The sequence below is a fragment of the Frigoribacterium sp. VKM Ac-2530 genome, assembly GCF_015350835.1.
Taxonomy (GTDB): domain Bacteria; phylum Actinomycetota; class Actinomycetes; order Actinomycetales; family Microbacteriaceae; genus Frigoribacterium.
The window spans coordinates 543,927-559,328 of the sequence record NZ_JADKSE010000001.1; the positions used below are offsets into that span (position 1 = coordinate 543,927).

The 15,402-nt window shown below is 71.0% G+C and carries 18 protein-coding genes and 1 pseudogene; 5 read left to right on the forward strand and 14 right to left on the reverse strand.

The window, feature by feature from the left end; all coding sequences use genetic code 11:
* Positions 1 to 24 precede the first annotated feature (24 nt).
* Positions 25 to 918 carry a universal stress protein gene (locus tag ITJ48_RS02455; protein WP_194612267.1) on the reverse strand — a complete coding sequence of 298 codons (894 nt, stop codon included), beginning with the start codon at positions 916 to 918 and terminating at the stop codon, positions 25 to 27.
* 171 nt (positions 919 to 1,089) lie between these two features.
* On the opposite strand from ITJ48_RS02455, the gene ITJ48_RS02460 reads away from it, so the two are divergent.
* Complete coding sequence (locus tag ITJ48_RS02460) at positions 1,090 to 1,635, forward strand: hypothetical protein (RefSeq protein WP_194612268.1); 546 nt, start codon at positions 1,090 to 1,092, stop codon at positions 1,633 to 1,635.
* 48 nt (positions 1,636 to 1,683) lie between these two features.
* Here ITJ48_RS02460 and ITJ48_RS02465 read toward each other — a convergent pair whose 3' ends face one another.
* The 3 genes from ITJ48_RS02465 to ITJ48_RS02475 form a co-directional block, all read right to left on the reverse strand.
* Positions 1,684 to 2,124 (reverse strand): pyridoxamine 5'-phosphate oxidase family protein, encoded by a 441-nt coding sequence (locus ITJ48_RS02465; protein ID WP_194612269.1) that lies wholly within the window; start codon positions 2,122 to 2,124, stop codon positions 1,684 to 1,686.
* A gap of 72 nt (positions 2,125 to 2,196) precedes the next feature.
* A complete protein-coding gene (locus tag ITJ48_RS02470; RefSeq protein WP_194612270.1) occupies positions 2,197 to 2,604 on the reverse strand; it encodes a pyridoxamine 5'-phosphate oxidase family protein in 408 nt (135 codons plus the stop codon).
* A 135-nt stretch (positions 2,605 to 2,739) separates the two neighbouring features.
* On the reverse strand, positions 2,740 to 5,268 hold the full coding sequence (locus ITJ48_RS02475; protein ID WP_370544740.1) for a phosphoketolase: 2,529 nt from the start codon (positions 5,266 to 5,268) through the stop codon (positions 2,740 to 2,742).
* A gap of 114 nt (positions 5,269 to 5,382) precedes the next feature.
* On the opposite strand from ITJ48_RS02475, the gene ITJ48_RS02480 reads away from it, so the two are divergent.
* Positions 5,383 to 5,697, forward strand: a complete 315-nt coding sequence (locus ITJ48_RS02480; RefSeq protein ID WP_194612271.1) for an SHOCT domain-containing protein — start codon at positions 5,383 to 5,385, stop codon at positions 5,695 to 5,697.
* Between the two features lie 76 nt (positions 5,698 to 5,773).
* Here ITJ48_RS02480 and ITJ48_RS02485 read toward each other — a convergent pair whose 3' ends face one another.
* Positions 5,774 to 6,451, reverse strand: a complete 678-nt coding sequence (locus ITJ48_RS02485) for a BON domain-containing protein (RefSeq protein WP_194612272.1) — start codon at positions 6,449 to 6,451, stop codon at positions 5,774 to 5,776.
* 514 nt (positions 6,452 to 6,965) lie between these two features.
* Between ITJ48_RS02485 and ITJ48_RS02490 the strand changes: the two genes are divergently transcribed.
* Positions 6,966 to 7,319, forward strand: coding sequence for a DUF1003 domain-containing protein (locus ITJ48_RS02490; protein WP_194612273.1), 354 nt, complete (start codon positions 6,966 to 6,968; stop codon positions 7,317 to 7,319).
* 12 nt (positions 7,320 to 7,331) lie between these two features.
* Here ITJ48_RS02490 and ITJ48_RS02495 read toward each other — a convergent pair whose 3' ends face one another.
* Positions 7,332 to 7,697, reverse strand: a complete 366-nt coding sequence (locus ITJ48_RS02495) for a hypothetical protein (protein ID WP_194612274.1) — start codon at positions 7,695 to 7,697, stop codon at positions 7,332 to 7,334.
* Entirely contained in the window at positions 7,694 to 8,239 is a 546-nt protein-coding gene (locus ITJ48_RS02500; protein WP_194612275.1) for a universal stress protein, read from the reverse strand. Before ITJ48_RS02500 ends, ITJ48_RS02495 begins: the two co-directional genes overlap by 4 nt.
* Positions 8,240 to 8,421: 182 nt before the next feature.
* Here ITJ48_RS02500 and ITJ48_RS02505 point away from each other — a divergent pair.
* Positions 8,422 to 9,176 (forward strand): annotated as a pseudogene (locus tag ITJ48_RS02505) (SDR family NAD(P)-dependent oxidoreductase).
* Positions 9,177 to 9,229: 53 nt separating this feature from the next.
* Positions 9,230 to 9,511, forward strand: a complete 282-nt coding sequence (locus ITJ48_RS02510; RefSeq protein ID WP_194612276.1) for a hypothetical protein — start codon at positions 9,230 to 9,232, stop codon at positions 9,509 to 9,511.
* Between the two features lie 45 nt (positions 9,512 to 9,556).
* On the opposite strand, the gene ITJ48_RS02515 is transcribed toward ITJ48_RS02510, so the two are convergent.
* The 7 genes from ITJ48_RS02515 to ITJ48_RS02545 all read right to left on the reverse strand — a co-directional run bounded on the left by ITJ48_RS02515 (position 9,557) and on the right by ITJ48_RS02545 (position 15,349).
* Positions 9,557 to 9,973 (reverse strand): cytochrome c oxidase subunit 4, encoded by a 417-nt coding sequence (locus tag ITJ48_RS02515; protein WP_194612277.1) that lies wholly within the window; start codon positions 9,971 to 9,973, stop codon positions 9,557 to 9,559.
* Positions 9,970 to 10,197 (reverse strand): three-helix bundle dimerization domain-containing protein, encoded by a 228-nt coding sequence (locus ITJ48_RS02520; RefSeq protein ID WP_194612278.1) that lies wholly within the window; start codon positions 10,195 to 10,197, stop codon positions 9,970 to 9,972. Before ITJ48_RS02520 ends, ITJ48_RS02515 begins: the two co-directional genes overlap by 4 nt.
* Entirely contained in the window at positions 10,194 to 10,745 is a 552-nt protein-coding gene (locus ITJ48_RS02525) for a universal stress protein (RefSeq protein ID WP_194612279.1), read from the reverse strand. Before ITJ48_RS02525 ends, ITJ48_RS02520 begins: the two co-directional genes overlap by 4 nt.
* A 144-nt stretch (positions 10,746 to 10,889) precedes the next feature.
* The gene (locus ITJ48_RS02530; RefSeq protein ID WP_194612280.1) at positions 10,890 to 11,222 is read right to left on the reverse strand and encodes a cupin domain-containing protein; all 333 of its coding nucleotides are present in this window, start codon (positions 11,220 to 11,222) and stop codon (positions 10,890 to 10,892) included.
* A gap of 70 nt (positions 11,223 to 11,292) precedes the next feature.
* Positions 11,293 to 12,003 carry a VIT family protein gene (locus tag ITJ48_RS02535; protein WP_194612281.1) on the reverse strand — a complete coding sequence of 237 codons (711 nt, stop codon included), beginning with the start codon at positions 12,001 to 12,003 and terminating at the stop codon, positions 11,293 to 11,295.
* Positions 12,000 to 14,696 carry a cation-translocating P-type ATPase gene (locus tag ITJ48_RS02540; RefSeq protein ID WP_370544741.1) on the reverse strand — a complete coding sequence of 899 codons (2,697 nt, stop codon included), beginning with the start codon at positions 14,694 to 14,696 and terminating at the stop codon, positions 12,000 to 12,002. The genes ITJ48_RS02535 and ITJ48_RS02540 overlap by 4 nt, the downstream gene beginning before the upstream one ends.
* Before the next feature lie 47 nt (positions 14,697 to 14,743).
* Complete coding sequence (locus ITJ48_RS02545) at positions 14,744 to 15,349, reverse strand: DoxX family protein (RefSeq protein WP_228506188.1); 606 nt, start codon at positions 15,347 to 15,349, stop codon at positions 14,744 to 14,746.
* Between the last annotated feature and the right edge of the window lie 53 nt (positions 15,350 to 15,402).

Here is a 15,402-nt window from a genome sequence, read left to right on the forward strand (position 1 = left end):
GCCGGCGGTGCAACGAGGGCGAGGCTACCGTTCGTCGGCCGCCTGGACGACGACGGTCGGGCCGGTGACGGCCAGGACGACGGCGTGGCTGACTGAGCCGAGGAGGAACCGGGCGATCCGGCGACGTCCGTGGTTCCCGACCACGAGCAGGCGCCGAGACCGCGAGACCTGCTGGAGCACCCGGCTCGCCTCTCCCTGCACGACGCGTTCGGTGACGACGAGACCGGGGTGTGCCCGGAGGACGGTCGAGACGGCCTCGTGCAGCAAGGCCTGGTGCCGTGATCGCAGCAGACTGGTCTGAGGGTCGACCTCGCGGAGAGCTGCCGAGCCCGTCCGCGGAACCGGTGCGATGTTCATGAAGCCGACCTGCGTCGGGGTGAGGACGTCGAGCCAGGCGTTGACCGCTTCGAGGGGCTCGCCCCACCTCATGGCCTCGTCGGCCGCGAAGGCGAGGGCGGAGAGCGACGAGTCGGTCCCGTCGACGCCGACGACGATGCCGTGCCGTTCGTCATCGTCGACCCCGGGCTCAGGCACCACCGCGACGGGCCCGAGAGCGGTGGAGACGACGCGTTCCCGCAGGGAGGCGCCCCGACCGTCGTGGGCCTCCGCGCCGAGGACGAGCACCGCCGTCGGCGACGACAGGGCGCGGAGCACCTCCCCCGGGTCGCCCGCGACCACCTCGACGACGACGTCCAGGCCTGGCCTCGCCGTACGAAGCCGATCGGCCTCTGCCCGCACGGCTGGCCGTGCTGCGGCGAGGAGCCGCTCGACGTCAGCATCGGTGTCGTGTCTTGTCGCCTCGACGACGCGGACCAGGAGCAGCCCGCCTCCCGACGTGACGGCGCGGGCGGCAGCCCAGTCGGCCGCAGCCGCCGCAGCCCCCCGGCCGTCCGTGGCGGCGATGGTCAGCTTGTGCACGTGTGCTTCTCCCTGTCGGCGACGCTCGACACCGCTCTGCTGTCGAGCGTCTCCCTGCGTGATCACGAGTCTGCGTCGGGCACTGCTGCCCCGGCAGTGCCCAACGTCCCGTCACGAGCACCGGGACGTTCGGCACTTCAGGCCGGGGACACGGTCAACGAGGTTGAGCACATGACCACGACGCTGCTCCCCCGGCCCCGACCATCGACCGCGGTGGACGCCGTCGAGACACACCTCGAAGAAGCGCGGCTTGCTGGCGCCCACGTGGCTGCGGGCCACCTCGTCGTGCTCGAGGATCGCGTCGAGCTCACCTGCCGTGCCGCCCTCGGCGTCGTGCTCCTCGCCTGCGGCACGGGGTGCTCAGCCGAGCTCGTCACCGTGCACGTGGCCGCGGGGATCGCCATGGGCAACCGCGTGGTGCTGACGTTCGTCGAGACCCCCGAGGACGAGGTCGCCGATCTCGTGACGTCGTGGGAAGAGGCGGCGCCCCGTGGGGTCTTCCAGGCCGTCGCGACCCCGGGCGAGGCCTGGCACCTCCGTCCTGGTGACGTGCTCACGGTCGCCGTCCTCATGCCGACGGCATTGATCGTGGACGATCGTCGCCACCAGCACGTCAGGTGCTCGGACGGCAGGCACGACCTGCCGTCCGCACTGCGTCTCCTCAGCGCCCCGACCACGACGACCGTGCCGATCACGGTCTCGCCGTGGCGCCCCTGACGACGAAGGCACCGGCCCCCGTGTCGCGGCCGGTCCGCAGGACGGTCGTCAGTAGCTGGTGCGGAAGAGCCGCCCCTCGACGCTGCGAGGCGTGACCTCGAAGTAGTTCCACTTCGTCGAGGCGGTCATCGTCGCGAGGCCCAGCACGCCCGACTCGTGCATCCTCGCTTCGTCGTCCAGGCGACGGACCGTGCCGCGGACCACGACGCTGAACCGTTTGCCGCCCTCCGTCCCGTCGATCTCGACCGCCACCTCCGGCCGTCGGGTCAGGCTGATGATCTTCCTGCCCGGAGCGCTTCGGAAGAACAGGGCCCCGGAACTCACCAGGTAGTTGATCGGGAAGATGTCGGGGCCGAGGTCATCGACCACAGCGAGTCGCGCCACCGTGCTCGAGTCCAGGAGGCGCCAGCACTCGTCGACGCCGATCTTCTCGGGGACGGTCGAGATGTCGAGCTCGGGACTGCGCTGGAGGTACGGGTTCGTGGTCATCGTCCGAGTCTGCGAGGCACCCGGCCGGCCCGACAGGGTCCATGGTCCCGCCGGGGACCCCCGCCGCGGAGATCAGAGCGCGGAACGGAAGCGGCGCCCGGTGACGGACGTCGCGTCGATGCTCATGAGCTGGTCCTTCACCCCCGGGGCAGCGGAGCGCAGTCCCAGCTCGCCCGCGACCTCGAGGTCGGCCGAGCGCACGAGCCGTCGCAGGGGGCCCTTGACGACGACGCTCCACGTCCAGCCGTCGTCGGCCCCGTCGATCTCGAAGGCGACCCAGGGCGAGACGCCCACCATGGCCGTCTTCGTGCCGACGGACGTCGCGAGGTAGACGGTCTGCCCGTCGGCGGTGTAGTTGATCGGGAAGATCTCGATGCCGGGGCCGTGGCCCATGGCGAGTCGGCCGAGGTGCGTCCGCCGCAGCCGCCTCCAGCAGTCGTCCCGGGTCATCTCCTCGACCAGGTCCTCGCGTCCGTACACGGCGGTCACCGCCCCCGAGGTGCCGTGCCGAGAGGCAGGGACCGCTCGAGCTCGGCCAGGAGGAGGGCGACGTCGAAGGGCTGCGTCGCGGTGTCGGCGCCTGCTGAAGGGAGGTACATGTCCATGTCCTGAGCCTCACGCACGTGTGTCGTCGACGGCAGGGGACAACGTCCCGCGAGGGCCTTCCCACGCCCAGTCCGCGACCTCGGGCAGGTCCTCGCCGTGCTCACGCGTGTACGCCCTCGCTCGCAGGCGGGCGTCCTGCATCTGCTGGCGCAGAGGCCCGTTGTGCGCCGACAGCCCGGGCACGCGGTCGATGACGTCCATGACGAGGCGGTACCGGTCGAGGTCGTTGAGCATGACCATGTCGAACGGTGTCGTGGTCGTGCCCTCCTCGATGAACCCGCGCACGTGCAGCTGGTCGTGCCCCGCCCGGCGGTAGGTCAGCCGGTGGATGAGCCACGGGTAGCCGTGGTAGGCGAACACCACGGGCACCTCCGCCGGGAAGAGCGCGTCGTACTCGGCGTCGGAGAGGCCGTGCGGGTGCTCCCCCTCGCTCTGCAGCCGCATCAGGTCGACGACGTTGACGACCCGCACGCGCAGCCACGGCAGTTCCCGCCGCAGGATCGACGCCGCGGCGAGGACCTCCAGGGTGGGGACGTCGCCCGCGCAGCCGAGGACGACGTGCGGCTCGAGCCCCGCTTCTTCGGTGCCGGCCCACTCCAGGATGCCGAGCCCACGGGTGCAGTGAGCCACCGCCTCCTGCATGGTCAGCCAGTTCGGGGCGAGCTGCTTGCCGGCGACGACGACGTTGACGTAGTCGACGCTGCGGAGGCAGTGGTCCCAGGTCGAGAGCAGCGTGTTCGCGTCGAAGGGGAGGTAGACCCGGACCACGTCGGCCTTCTTGTTGACGACGTGGTCGATGAAGCCCGGGTCCTGGTGGGAGGTGCCGTTGTGGTCCTGGCGCCAGACGTGCGAGCTGAGCAGGTAGTTCAGCGACGAGATCGGGCGACGCCACGGGATCTGCCGTGAGGTCTTCAGCCACTTCGCGTGCTGGTTGAACATGGAGTCGACGACATGGATGAAGGCCTCGTACGAGTTCATCAGCCCGTGGCGACCGGTCAGCAGGTAGCCCTCGAGCCACCCCTCGCAGAGGTGCTCGCTGAGGACCTCGACGACGCGGCCCGTGCGGGCCAGGTCGTTGTCGAGCAGGTCGATGGCCTGGTAGCCGGAGTCCCACTGCTTGTCGGTCACCTCGAAGACGGCCTGCAGCCGGTTCGAGGCGGTCTCGTCGGGGCCGAAGATGCGGAAGTTCGTGGGGTTCGCGACGATCACGTCGCGCAGCCAGGCACCGAGCACCGCCGTGGCCGAGCTGAGGGTCGCACCGGGCGACGGGACGTCGACCGCGTAGTCGCGGAAGTCGGGGAGGCGCAGCTCGCGACGCAGGAGGCCACCGTTCGCCACGGGGTTGGCGCTCATGCGCGCGTCGCCGACCGGGGCGAGGCTCGTGACGAGGGGCACGGGCGCACCGGTGGCGTCGAAGAGCTCCTCCGGTCGGTACGACCGGAGCCAGCCGTCGAGGACGGCGAGGTGCTCGGGGGTGTCGCGGGCGTCCTTCAGCGGGACCTGGTGGGAGCGCCAGTTCCCCTCGGCGGGGTGACCGTCGATGATCGCGGGGCAGGTCCAGCCCTTCGGCGTCCGGAGGATGATCATTGGCCACGCCGGGCGGCTGTCGACGGAGGTGCCGATGAGGTCGTCGCGAGCGGCCTCGTTCTCGCGGGCCGCCTCCTTGATGTCGGCGATCTCGTCGAGCACCCGGTCGAGGGTCTCGGCGAAGCGGACGTGGACCGCCAGGGGGTCTTCTCCGTCGAAGCCGCCGGAGACGAGGTGGGGCGTGTACCGGTAGCCGCGCATCAGCTCGAGCAGCTGCGCCTCGGGCATGCGGGACAGCACGGTCGGGTTCGCGATCTTGAAGCCGTTGAGGTGGAGGATCGGCAGGACGACCCCGTCGCGGAGCGGGTCGACGAACGAGGTGCCGTGCCAACTCGTGGCCAGGGGGCCGGTCTCGGCCTCGCCGTCGCCGACCACGGTCGCGACGAGCAGCTCGGGGTTGTCGAAGACGGCACCGTAGGCGTGCGCCAGCGAGTAGCCGAGCTCGCCGCCCTCGTGGATCGACCCGGGCGTCTCGGGGGCGACGTGGCTGGGGATGCCGCCGGGGAACGAGAACTGGCGGAACAGCTTCCGCAGGCCCTCCTCGGTCTGGTCGATACCGTCGTAGACCTCGCCGTAGGTGCCCTCGAGGTAGGTGTTGGCGACGACGCCGGGGCCGCCGTGGCCGGGACCCGCGATGTAGATCGCGTCGAGGCCGCGCTGCTGGATGACGCGGTTGAGGTGGGCGTAGACGAAGTTCAGCCCCGGGGTGGTGCCCCAGTGGCCGAGGAGGCGCGGCTTGACGTGGTCGCGCGTCAGCGGCTCCCGCAGGAGGGGGTTGTCGAGCAGGTAGATCTGCCCGACCGAGAGGTAGTTGGCCGCCCGCCACCAGGCGTCGAGCTGCGCGAGCCCCTCGGGCGTCAACGGTGCCAGGGGCATCCGCGGCCACGGCGTCGACGTGCGGTCGTGCTGGGTGACGTCGACGGGGTCGATGCGCGGGGGCGTGAGGGTCATGCCCTCAGCGTCGCGGGTGAGCAGCCGCCGGCCCAGTGCCGAACGTCCCGTGGGGACCATCGGCACTGGTCGTCCACCTTCGGAGAGCGGACCCTGCCTGGAGGAGGTGCGCAGATGATGCACGACTGGTACGGGAGTCACGGCGGCATGGGCGGCATGGCGGGCGGGGCGGAGTGGTGGCAGTGGTTGCTGGTGGTCGGGGCGATCATCGTGCTGCTGGTGGTCGCGGCTGCCGTGGTGGTCCTCGTGGTGACGCTCCGCGACATCGGCGCAGGCCGTCGGCGAGAGTCGCACGACCCGCCCCGGGCGCCCGTCGCGCTGCACGGCGACGAGCTGATCCTCGCCGAGCTGCTGGCCCGAGGCGAGATCGACGAAGCGGAGTTCCTGGCTCGCCGGCACGCGCTGCGGCGTGCACCGGAGGCACGCTGACCGTCACCGGTGAGACGCACGACGAGACGGCCCGAGCACCCACCCGGGCCGTCTCGTCGTCATGCCCGCCTCGGGCTCAGCGTCCGAGGGTGATGTCGTTGATGACGTGGGCGACGTGGGGCGAGGACCACGCGGTGGTCTCGGCCTGCTTCCGATCTGTCCAGGAGCGGACCCGGCCGGTGAGCGTCACGGTCGTGCCCGCCACGGAAACGGTCACGTGCTCGGCGTCGACGGTCGCGTTCCGGATGAGCGCGGCGCGGATGTCCTGCTCGGTGCCGACGGCGGAAGGGCGGGCCAGGAGCGTGACGTCGTTGACGACGAAGGTGACGCCCCGCACGGCGGCGACGGCACGGCGTACTGCTTTCCGCTGGAACTCCCACTGGACCTGCCCGGTGAGGGTGACGGTGTGCTGGCGGATGTCGGCCCTGACGATCCCCGGCAGCGTCGACATCGTCCCGATGGCCTGGTCGACGTCCTTGGCGATGTCCGTCTCGGTGACCTGCCAGGCGTACGACCCGGGGTGGACGACGAGGTCGTCCACGACCGTGGTGACGCCGGCGATGCGGAACGCGGCACGGGTGACGGCGCCCCGGGCGGCGTAGTCGCTGACCTGGCCGGAGAGGGTGACGGTGCCGTCGACGACGGCGACACCGATGCCCGCGTCGACCACGTCGGGGGTCCATGCGAGCTCGGCCTGGACGGCGTCGCGGATCTCGTGGTCGGTGGTGGGGGTGGTGAGGACGGTGTTGGTCATGGTGACTTCTTCCTCGGGGCGCCGTGTGGCGCCTCCTGCAGTTCTTGATGCGCGAGATTCCGTCCGAGACGGACGGCGGCGGGCCGATGAGCCCGTCGTGTGGTCCGAGTGTCGAAGGCCCACGGCACGCCCGGCAGTGCCATTGGTCCCCAGGGAGAAATGCAGTCACGAAGAGGGACGTTGGCCTCTGGAGCAAGGAAGGACGACACGACAGGCTCGACAGGTCAGACGCCGTGGCGTGTCCGAGCCGACCCGGCCCAGCACTACCTCACGGTCCAGATTCGGGAGGTCCCACCGTGCGGGCAGCAGAAGTGACAGTCCTCGGAGAGCGCCACGTCGCTCATCGCTCGCTCGACGCCACCTTGCGCCGGTGAACCTCACCCGACGCGGCCGCCGCGCGTTCTCGGACTTCGCTGCCGGGAGCGCGCGGGCGCTGCCCCGTCTCACGTGGCACCAGGCGCAACGATCGACGCTGACTCGAGGCGAACGTGCCGCCGACAGGCTGCGGAACGTCATGGGCAGCTGGACCTTCGTGGGCGGGTTCATCGCGTTCATGCTGGTCTGGGCAGCCCTCAACTCGTTCTGGCGGGGGTGGGACGACTACCCGTACATCCTGCTGAACCTGCTGCTGAGCATGCTCGCCGGCCTGCAGGGGGCGATCCTCCTGATCGCGGCCAAGCGTCAGGACGCCATCTCGGCAGCCCTGGCCCAGCACGACTTCGACACCAACGCGGCGGCGAAGATCGACATCGAGCTGTTGCTCGACATCAACACCCGGCAGCTCGCGATGATCGCCGACCTGCACCGGGTGCTCGCGTCGTCCGAGCGCACGGTCGCGCCCCCGGAGCCCGTGGCTCCGAGGGCGTGACGCCGCTCCGGTTCAGGAGGCGCGGGGGTCCCTGCCCGGCGCGTAGCCGACGGAGTCCCGCAGCCGCCGCTCCGCTGCGGCGGAGCGGTCGTCGCAGCCGCCGTCGTCGAGGTGACCGACGCGGTCGGCCGCGAGCTCCACGACGATCTCGACGCCGTGGTCGCTCGGGACGGCCTGCAGCAGCACGTCCCGACCCTCGAGCACGTGGTCCTCGGGGACGCCGTCGCGGAACGCGACCTGAGTCGCGAGGTACTCCAGCGCCAACGAGACGGCGCGGCCCCAGTCGCCCGGGTGCTGGCCCGTCGACCGGGTCACGGCTCGGGTGCGAGCGGTGAGGGGGTCGTCGTGGTGGGCGACGGCGGTGGCGACGTCGGTCATGAGGTCGTCGCCCCCGCGAGCTGGTCCGAGGTGCGGCTGCCGTCGCCCAGTGCCTCGGCGCCGGCGTCGATCGCGTCGTCGTGGTCGACGGGCGGGGCGTGCATCACCAGGACGGGGCACGAGGCGTGCTCGGCGCAGGCCGAGCTGACGGAGCCCAGCAACAGGCCGACGAAGCCGCCGTGTCCGCGACTGCCGACGACGAGCATCTGCGCGTCCCGGCTCTCTCGGATGAGCACCCGGGCCGCGCCGCCCTCCACGGTCTCGGACGAGACCCACGTCGGGACGTCGCTGCCGAAACGGGTGACGAGGGCCGCATCGATCATGATCCTGGCGTCCTCCTCGGGCGTCCAGCCACTCAGGGGGTATCCCCCGTACGAGGTCGGGTACTGCCAGGTCGAGACGATGCGGAGCGGGACGCCGAGCGCCCGTGCCATCGAGATGCTGCGGTCCAGGGCGGAGCCCGCGGACGCGGAGCCGTCGTAGCCGACGACGACGGGCCGAGAGTCGTGCTCGGCGGAGAGGTGGTTCGTCTGAGTGGTCATGCTCCACGGTCGCACCGGCTGGCGCCGAGCAGCAGGGTCGAAGGTCCGATGGGAGGCGCATGTCCGGTACGCAGGACCTCCTGCCCTGTCGGACGGGAGCCCGTGCCGCGAGACTCCCCCTGCTGGGCCGCATCCGTGAGCGATCTGCTCACTCGTCCCGGCCTCGACCCTCAGGAGACACCATGCCCAGCTACGACGTCAGCGACCGATCCGCCATCGTCACCGGGGCCGGCTCCGGCATCGGCCGTGCGATCGCCCTCCTCCTCGCCGCGAACGGGGCTGCCGTGGTCGCGGCCGATCTCGACGGAGACGGCGCCGCGGCCGTCGTCGACGAGATCCGCCGCGACGGCGGTGTGCCGAGGCCCTCACGGGCGACGTCGCCCACCCCGACTTCGCGCGGACCAGCGTCGACGCGGCCACGGCACTCGCACCGCTCCGGATCGCGGTGAACAACGCCGGCATCTCCGGCGAGTCGGCCTCGGTCGGCGACATGTCCCTCGACGGGTGGCGCCGAGTGATCGACATCAACCTCAACTCGGTCTTTTTCGGCCTCCAGCAGCAGCTTCCCGCGATCGCCGCAGCAGGCGGCGGAGCCGTGGTGAACATGGCCTCCATCCTCGGGTCCGTGGGGTTCCCCGGAGCGTCCGGCTACGTCACCGCCAAGCACGGCATCCTCGGGCTCACCCAGAACGCGGCCCTCGAGTACGCGGCGCAGAAGGTCCGGGTGACCTCGGTGGGACCGGGCTTCATCCGCACGCCCCTCGTCACCGACGCCCTCGACGAGGCGACACTGTCCGCACTAAGCGCCAAGCACGCGCTCGGGCGGCTGGGCGAGCCGGACGAGGTCGCGGCCCTCGTCGCGTTCCTCGTTTCGGATGCCGCGTCGTTCATCACCGGCAGCTACCACCTCGTCGACGGCGGCTACACAGCCCAGTGATCCGTCCCTGAGGACGTCGCCCCCTTGCGGGGGGCGGCGCCGAGGAGTTGTCTGTGGCGATGACGACTTCGGACAGGTCAGGCGAAGACGAGCGTGGCGACAGGGTGAAGAAAGTCCTCGACGACGCCACAGAGAGAGATGACGCAGCCACGAGGCGGGACGCCGTCTCCGACGAACGCGCACGGGTCGCTGATCTCGAGGCGTTCACCGACACGACCGGCTCCTACGCCGGCCAGGGCGAGAGGCGAGAGGCGGCCCACGACCGAGCCGACGCCAAGAGGGATCGTGAGTCCTCGGCGGACGACCGGGCGGCCCTCTCCGAAGGAGACCGCTGACGACTTCCTGGAGCTGGTCCGAAGTCTCCGGTGAGGTGCAGGGTCTCAGTGGGCGAACTGGCCCCGGTAGTTCTCGAAGGCCCACCCCACGAGAGCGACCAGCAGGAAGGGGGCAGAGAGCATCCAGATCCAGGCGCTCACGGCAAGTCCCAGGAAGATGAGGCCGCATGCAGCGGCAAGGAGGATCGGCCACCAGCTGTGGGGGCTGAAGAATCCCATCTCCGGGTCCCCGTCGTCGGTGTCGGCGTCCATGCGGTCCTCCGGCAGGAGGACGGGACCGCCCGCCCGCAGCACACGGCTGAAGTAGAAGGCCAGGAACAGGCACAACACACCGGAGAGGCCGATCGTCAGCAGCCCGTTCGTCTCGAGGTTCCCCGCCTGGAGGGACCACACGAGGTAGACCCCGTCGAGCGCGATGAACCCGGCTCCGATCAACCACAGGACGTTGCCGATGACCTTCATCGTTCCTCGGCGACGAGCCGCGCGCGGGCGCGGTGCTCGATGACGTTGGGCAGGAACGCCCGGATCGGCACCCCCGTGCCGACGATCGCGTCGTGGCTCTCGCCCACGACGTCGCGCACGTGCTGCAGCGTCGTGAGGGGGAAGCGGGTCTCGAGCACGGCGGACACGCCGGCGACGAGCGTCGCTCGCCCGTGCTCCGACCGGGTGTCGGCCAGGGTCGTCATGAGCGGTGCAGCGGGACGATCAGCACGGGGCAGGTCGCTCGGTGGACGCAGCTGGCGCTCACGGACCCGAGCAGCGCCGACCGGACCGAGCCCAGCCCCCGGCTGCCCATGACCAGCATCCGGGCCCCGGCGGACAGGCGGGGCAGCGCCTCCTCGGGCACGTCGCGGACCTCGCGCAGCTGAGGTCGCAGGTCGGGGTGCCGTGCCGTCGCTGCGGCCGTGTCCTCGCCGAGGGCCTTCTGCACGGCCGTCGCGAGCTCGGGGAACGACGACGCGTACCCGAACGTGAACCCGGCCGGGTTGGGGGCGTCGAAGATGCTCCAGGTGCGGATGACGGCGATGGGCACGCCGAGGTCGTCCGCGAGGCCGAGGGCGACCTCGAGGGCGGCGTCGGCGCCTGGTGAGCCGTCGTGGCCGACGACGATGCTGCCCGGTTCGATGCCGAGGAGGCGTGGGTCGCCGAGCGGGTACGTCTCGACGTGCCGCGACGGTGAGGTCGAGACCGGGGCAGGAACAGAGGCGGTGCGTGTCGAGGTCGTCTGGTCCATGGGGTGTCCTTCGCTGGTCGTGCAGGTCACCCGGATCACCCGGGCAACGGGGTCCACTGACCCTGGTGTCGAGCTTCGCCGAGGTGTGGTTCGACCAGTAGAGGACAACGTCCCGCGGCTACCTCGGTGTGGATGTGGGGCTGCTCAAGGTGCCTTGACGACCGTGAGCAAGACGACGGAGTCCTCAACGGCGTCAAGGGAATGCAGGCCGTCGGGCACGGTGAGGAGGTCTCCTGTCGACCCGTTCCAGGACACGTCTCCCCTCCGGAGCGACACGCGTCCGGAGATGACCTGCACGGTTGCCTCTCCCGGGTTGACGTGCTCGCTGAGCTGCTCCCCGGCCCGGAGCGCCATCAACGTCTGACGGAGCTGGTGCTCGTGTCCGCCGAAGACCGTCCGGGCGCTGCGTCCGTGGGGAGAGGCGAGTGCTTCGGTCAGCTCGTGGCGGGCGAGGGCTGTCGGTGACGTCTTCTGCATGACGGTGTTCCGTTCGTGGTCGTGTCGAGGAATCGAGCGGGACGACCTTCGGGTGTCGGAGTGCGCTCGTTCATGCCGTGGCGAGGCCGAGCAGCTGTCCGATCGACCAGGTGACCGCCATCGCCGCGGCGCCTCCGGCGACGAGGCGGAGCGCGGCGGTCGTCCGCTTCGCGCCGCCGAGGGCGGCGCTGATGGTCCCGGTGACGACCAAGGCGACGATGACGACGACGACCGTGACGGGCACGAGGGACGCGTCAGGCGCGAGCAGGATCGCCACGAGCGGGAAGACGGCTCCGACGGTGAAGGCCACCGCGGAGGCCAGGGCTGCGTGCCACGGGTTCGTGAGCTCATCGGGGTCGATGCCGAGCTCAGCGTCGACGTGGGCGGCGTAGGCGTCGTGGGCGGTGAGTTCCTCGGCGACCCGCTGTGCCGTGTCGCCGGACAGGCCTTTGTGCCGGTAGATCGCGGCCAGTTCTGCGCACTCCTTCTCGGGGTCCCTTGCGAGGTCTGCCTGTTGCTCGGCGAGGAGGGCGCGTTCGCTGTCCCGTTGAGCGCTGACGGACACGTACTCGCCAAGGGCCATCGACACGGCGCCGGCGACGAGCCCGGCGATGCCGGCGACCACGATCGGTTCGCGGCTGACTCCCACCGCGGCCACGCCCACCACGAGGCCGGCGGTCGAGATGATGCCGTCGTTGGCCCCGAGCACCCCTGCTCGGAGCCAGTTCATGCGCTGGGACCGCCCGCCGCGGTGAGCGGTCTCGGCGTCGACGTGCGTCATGAGGGGTGCGCGGACGGGCGGAGCTGCCGTGACCTGTGGCGCGCGCGTTCGAGGGCCTTGCCGGCTTCGGTGAGGAGGAAGATCAGGGCGGCGATCGCGGCTGTGGAGGCCCACTCGCGGGCACCGAGGGGTGCCGAGTGGAACCACGGGTGCATGAACGGGGCGTAGACGAACACCAGCTGCAGGGTCACGAGCACCCCGGCCGACACCCACACGGCACGGTTCCCTCGGAGCACGGCCGGCCGGAGGCTCGAGGCCCGCAGGAACCGGCAGCTGAACAGGAAGGCGAGCTGACCGAGGGTGAGCATGGTCACGGCGGTCGTCTGAGCTTCGGCGGCGGAGGCGCCGCGTCCGGTCTCGAAGAAGAACACCCCGATCGTCGCTGCGGTGATGAGCGCGCTGACCCAGACGATGCGCCCGATGAAACTGCGGTCGAGGATCCCCCGCCCGGGCTTCGTCGGCGGACGGGCCATGATCCCGGGCTCGGCGGGCTCGGTGGCGAGGGCGAGCGACAGCGTGACCGCGGTGATGAGGTTCACCCACAAGATCTGTGTCGCCTGCAGCGGGAGGGTGAAGCCCACGAGGACCGCGAGGAGCACCACGAGAGCCTGCGCCGAGGTCGTGGGCAGGAGGAACAGGACGGACTTCTGCAGGTTGTCGCGGATGCGACGTCCCTCCTCGATCGCATGGCCGATGGTGGCGAAGTCGTCGTCGGCGAGGACGATGTCGGCCGCCTCCTTCGTCGTCTCGGTCCCCTTGATGCCCATCGCGACGCCGACGTCCGCCCGTCGCAGGGCCGGGGCGTCGTTGACACCGTCACCGGTCATGGCCACGGTCTCGCCTCGTGACTGCAGGGCGGCCACGATGCGCAGCTTGTGCTCGGGGCTGGTGCGGGCGTACACGTCGACGCCAGGGGCACGGTCAGCGAGCTCGGCGTCGGTCATCCCCTCGACGTCGGAGCCGGTGAGGACGGGCGCTCCGGCTGCCGCGATGCCCATCTCGGTCGCGATGGCGAGGGCCGTGCCGGGGTGGTCGCCCGTGATCATCTTCACCCGCGCGCCTGCCCCGTGCATCGTGGCGACGGCGTCCACGGCCTCGGCTCGGGGCGGGTCCACGATGCCGGCGACGCCGAGGAACACCATGCCCGACGCGTAGTCGCCCTCGACGAGCGTCGCCGTCGGTGCGGTCTCGGCCGACCGTGCCGCAGCGAGGACCCGGAGCCCCCTCGAGCTCAGGTCGTCTACGGTGGCCGTCCAACCTGCCCGATCGATCGGACGGAGTCGGCCGTCGCCGTCGACCTCGTGGCTGCACGCGTCGAGGACCACCCTCGGGGCGCCCTTGAGGAACATGTGCGTGCGGTCGTCCAGACTCCTCGAGCGGACGGCCATCGACTTCGACTCGGCCGAGAACGGGACGACCGCGAGCCGGGTCGCGCCGTGCGTGTCGACCTTCGCCTTCACCGCCAGCACCGTCAGGGCGCCCTCGGTGGGGTCGCCCACGACGTTCCAGGCGCCGTCCGACTCGATCACGTGCGCGTCGTTGCAGAGGGCGAACGCCTCGACGACGGCCAGGAGGCTCGTGTCGGACGAGTGGGCGGAGGAGCGTGTCGTGACGTCGCCGTGCGGTGCGTAGCCGAGGCCCGAGACGTCGAAGGTGCTGACGGGGGTGACGACGGTCCGGACGGTCATCTCGTTGCGTGTGAGGGTGCCGGTCTTGTCGGTGCAGATCGTGGTGACGGAACCGAGGGTCTCGACCGCGGTGAGCTTGCGGACGATGGCGTTGTGGGACGCCATCTGGCGGACGCCGAGGGCGAGGGTGATGGTGACGAGGGCAGGGAGGCCCTCGGGGACGGCGGCGACGGCGAAGCTGATGGTCGCGGGCACGAGCTCGGCGAGGTCACGGTCGTGGACGAGGCGTCCGATCGCGAGCATGCCCGCCGCGACGGCGAGGATCAGGAGCGTGATCCGCATGCTGAAGGTCGCCAGCTGACGCGTGAGCGGCGTCGTGGTGCTCGCCGTGCCGGTGACGAGGGCGTGGATGCGGCCGATCTCGGTGTCCAGGCCGGTCGCGGTGACGACGGCGGTGCCGGTGCCTGCGGTGACGTGGGTCCCGGAGAACAGCATGTCGACCCGGTCGCCGACGCCGCTGGTGCGGCTGACCGCGTCGAGTCGTTTGTCGGAGGGGACCGATTCTCCCGTCAGCGCGGACTCGTCGACCTGGAGGGTGTGGGCGTCGATGAGCCGCGCGTCGGCGGGGACCTTGTCGCCGGGCTCGACCCGGATCACGTCGCCCGCGACGAGATCCGCAGCCTCTACCGTGACCCAACGACCGCCGCGTCGAGCAGTCGCGGTGAGGGACAGCATCGCCCGGATGCCGTCGAGGGCCCGCTGGCTCCGGCCGGCCTGGACCAGCCCGACGACGGCGTTGATCACCGTCACAGCGAGGACCACGACCGCGTCGATCCAGTCGCCGACGACGAAGGTGATGATCGCCGAGGCCAGGAGGACGTAGATCAGCACGTCGTGGAACTGCTTCAGGAAGGTCATCACGGGATGGGGGCGTCGTTCGGCGGGGAGACCGTTCGGGCCGTCCTCTTCGAGGCGGTGCGCGGCGTCCTCGACGCTGAGTCCGCCCTCGTCGACGTCGTGCGCGTCCAGCACCTCGGCGACGGTAGCGGCGTACGGAGGTGCCACCAGCAGAACGCTGGTGGCACCTCCGGACGCCTGGGGCTGATCGCCCATCAGACGAGCCACGGGAGACGGCGGACCAGGGGCAGCTGACGCCAGCGGGCTCCGACGCCCCAGGTGTCACCGGCGGCGAGGACGGCGAGGGCGACCAGGACGAGGCCGTAGATGATGTGGTAGTCCACGAGCGGGTTCGTCGAGGCGGCGTTGGCGCCGAAGGGCCACTCGGCGAGGTACATCGCCACCATGAGGACACTGCCGACGACGGCGCTGACCCGGAGGCCGATGCCGAGCATGACGGCAGCGCCGACGCCGAGCATGGCGAGCTGGAACAGGATGTCGCTCGCCGGGCTCGCGACCGCGGTGAAGAAGCCCTTGAGCGGGCCGACGACGCCGTCGCTGAGCAGGAAGCCCTGGCTCGGCGTCCCGCCGGCCACCCAGGCTCGTGCGGCGGGGGTGGAGAAGCCGAGGCCGAACGTCTTGTCGAGGAACGCCCAGAGGAAGATGAACCCGGTCGCCAGACGGAGCACGGCGAGGGCGCGCCTGCCCCCGAGCGTCGTGCCGTGGGCCGTCGACGCAGCCGTCGTCGTCTCGGCGGGGTGGTTCGCCCAGCGCGGCGCAGCACCGGGGATGACGCGCAGAGGAGTCGCGGAGTCGGTCATGGGGTTGCCCTTCGTCGTGGGGCCGTGCGGCCACGAGATGAGGCTGGCTGACG

What these genes read in the sequence shown, in the direction of transcription:
- ITJ48_RS02520 (WP_194612278.1), bottom strand. Translation starts at nt 10,197, where the DNA reads ATGACGACCCTGGCCGACACCCGGTCGGAGCACGGGCGAGCGACGCTC.
- ITJ48_RS02480 (WP_194612271.1), top strand. Translation starts at nt 5,383, where the DNA reads ATGATGCACGACTGGTACGGGAGTCACGGCGGCATGGGCGGCATGGCG.
- ITJ48_RS02490 (WP_194612273.1), top strand. Translation starts at nt 6,966, where the DNA reads ATGGGCAGCTGGACCTTCGTGGGCGGGTTCATCGCGTTCATGCTGGTC.
- ITJ48_RS02535 (WP_194612281.1), bottom strand. Translation starts at nt 12,003, where the DNA reads ATGACGCACGTCGACGCCGAGACCGCTCACCGCGGCGGGCGGTCCCAG.
- ITJ48_RS02475 (WP_370544740.1), bottom strand. Translation starts at nt 5,268, where the DNA reads ATGACCCTCACGCCCCCGCGCATCGACCCCGTCGACGTCACCCAGCAC.
- ITJ48_RS02465 (WP_194612269.1), bottom strand. Translation starts at nt 2,124, where the DNA reads ATGACCACGAACCCGTACCTCCAGCGCAGTCCCGAGCTCGACATCTCG.
- ITJ48_RS02495 (WP_194612274.1), bottom strand. Translation starts at nt 7,697, where the DNA reads ATGACCGACGTCGCCACCGCCGTCGCCCACCACGACGACCCCCTCACC.
- ITJ48_RS02515 (WP_194612277.1), bottom strand. Translation starts at nt 9,973, where the DNA reads ATGAAGGTCATCGGCAACGTCCTGTGGTTGATCGGAGCCGGGTTCATC.
- ITJ48_RS02545 (WP_228506188.1), bottom strand. Translation starts at nt 15,349, where the DNA reads ATGACCGACTCCGCGACTCCTCTGCGCGTCATCCCCGGTGCTGCGCCG.
- ITJ48_RS02500 (WP_194612275.1), bottom strand. Translation starts at nt 8,239, where the DNA reads ATGACCACTCAGACGAACCACCTCTCCGCCGAGCACGACTCTCGGCCC.
- ITJ48_RS02485 (WP_194612272.1), bottom strand. Translation starts at nt 6,451, where the DNA reads ATGACCAACACCGTCCTCACCACCCCCACCACCGACCACGAGATCCGC.
- ITJ48_RS02460 (WP_194612268.1), top strand. Translation starts at nt 1,090, where the DNA reads ATGACCACGACGCTGCTCCCCCGGCCCCGACCATCGACCGCGGTGGAC.
- ITJ48_RS02525 (WP_194612279.1), bottom strand. Translation starts at nt 10,745, where the DNA reads ATGGACCAGACGACCTCGACACGCACCGCCTCTGTTCCTGCCCCGGTC.
- ITJ48_RS02530 (WP_194612280.1), bottom strand. Translation starts at nt 11,222, where the DNA reads ATGCAGAAGACGTCACCGACAGCCCTCGCCCGCCACGAGCTGACCGAA.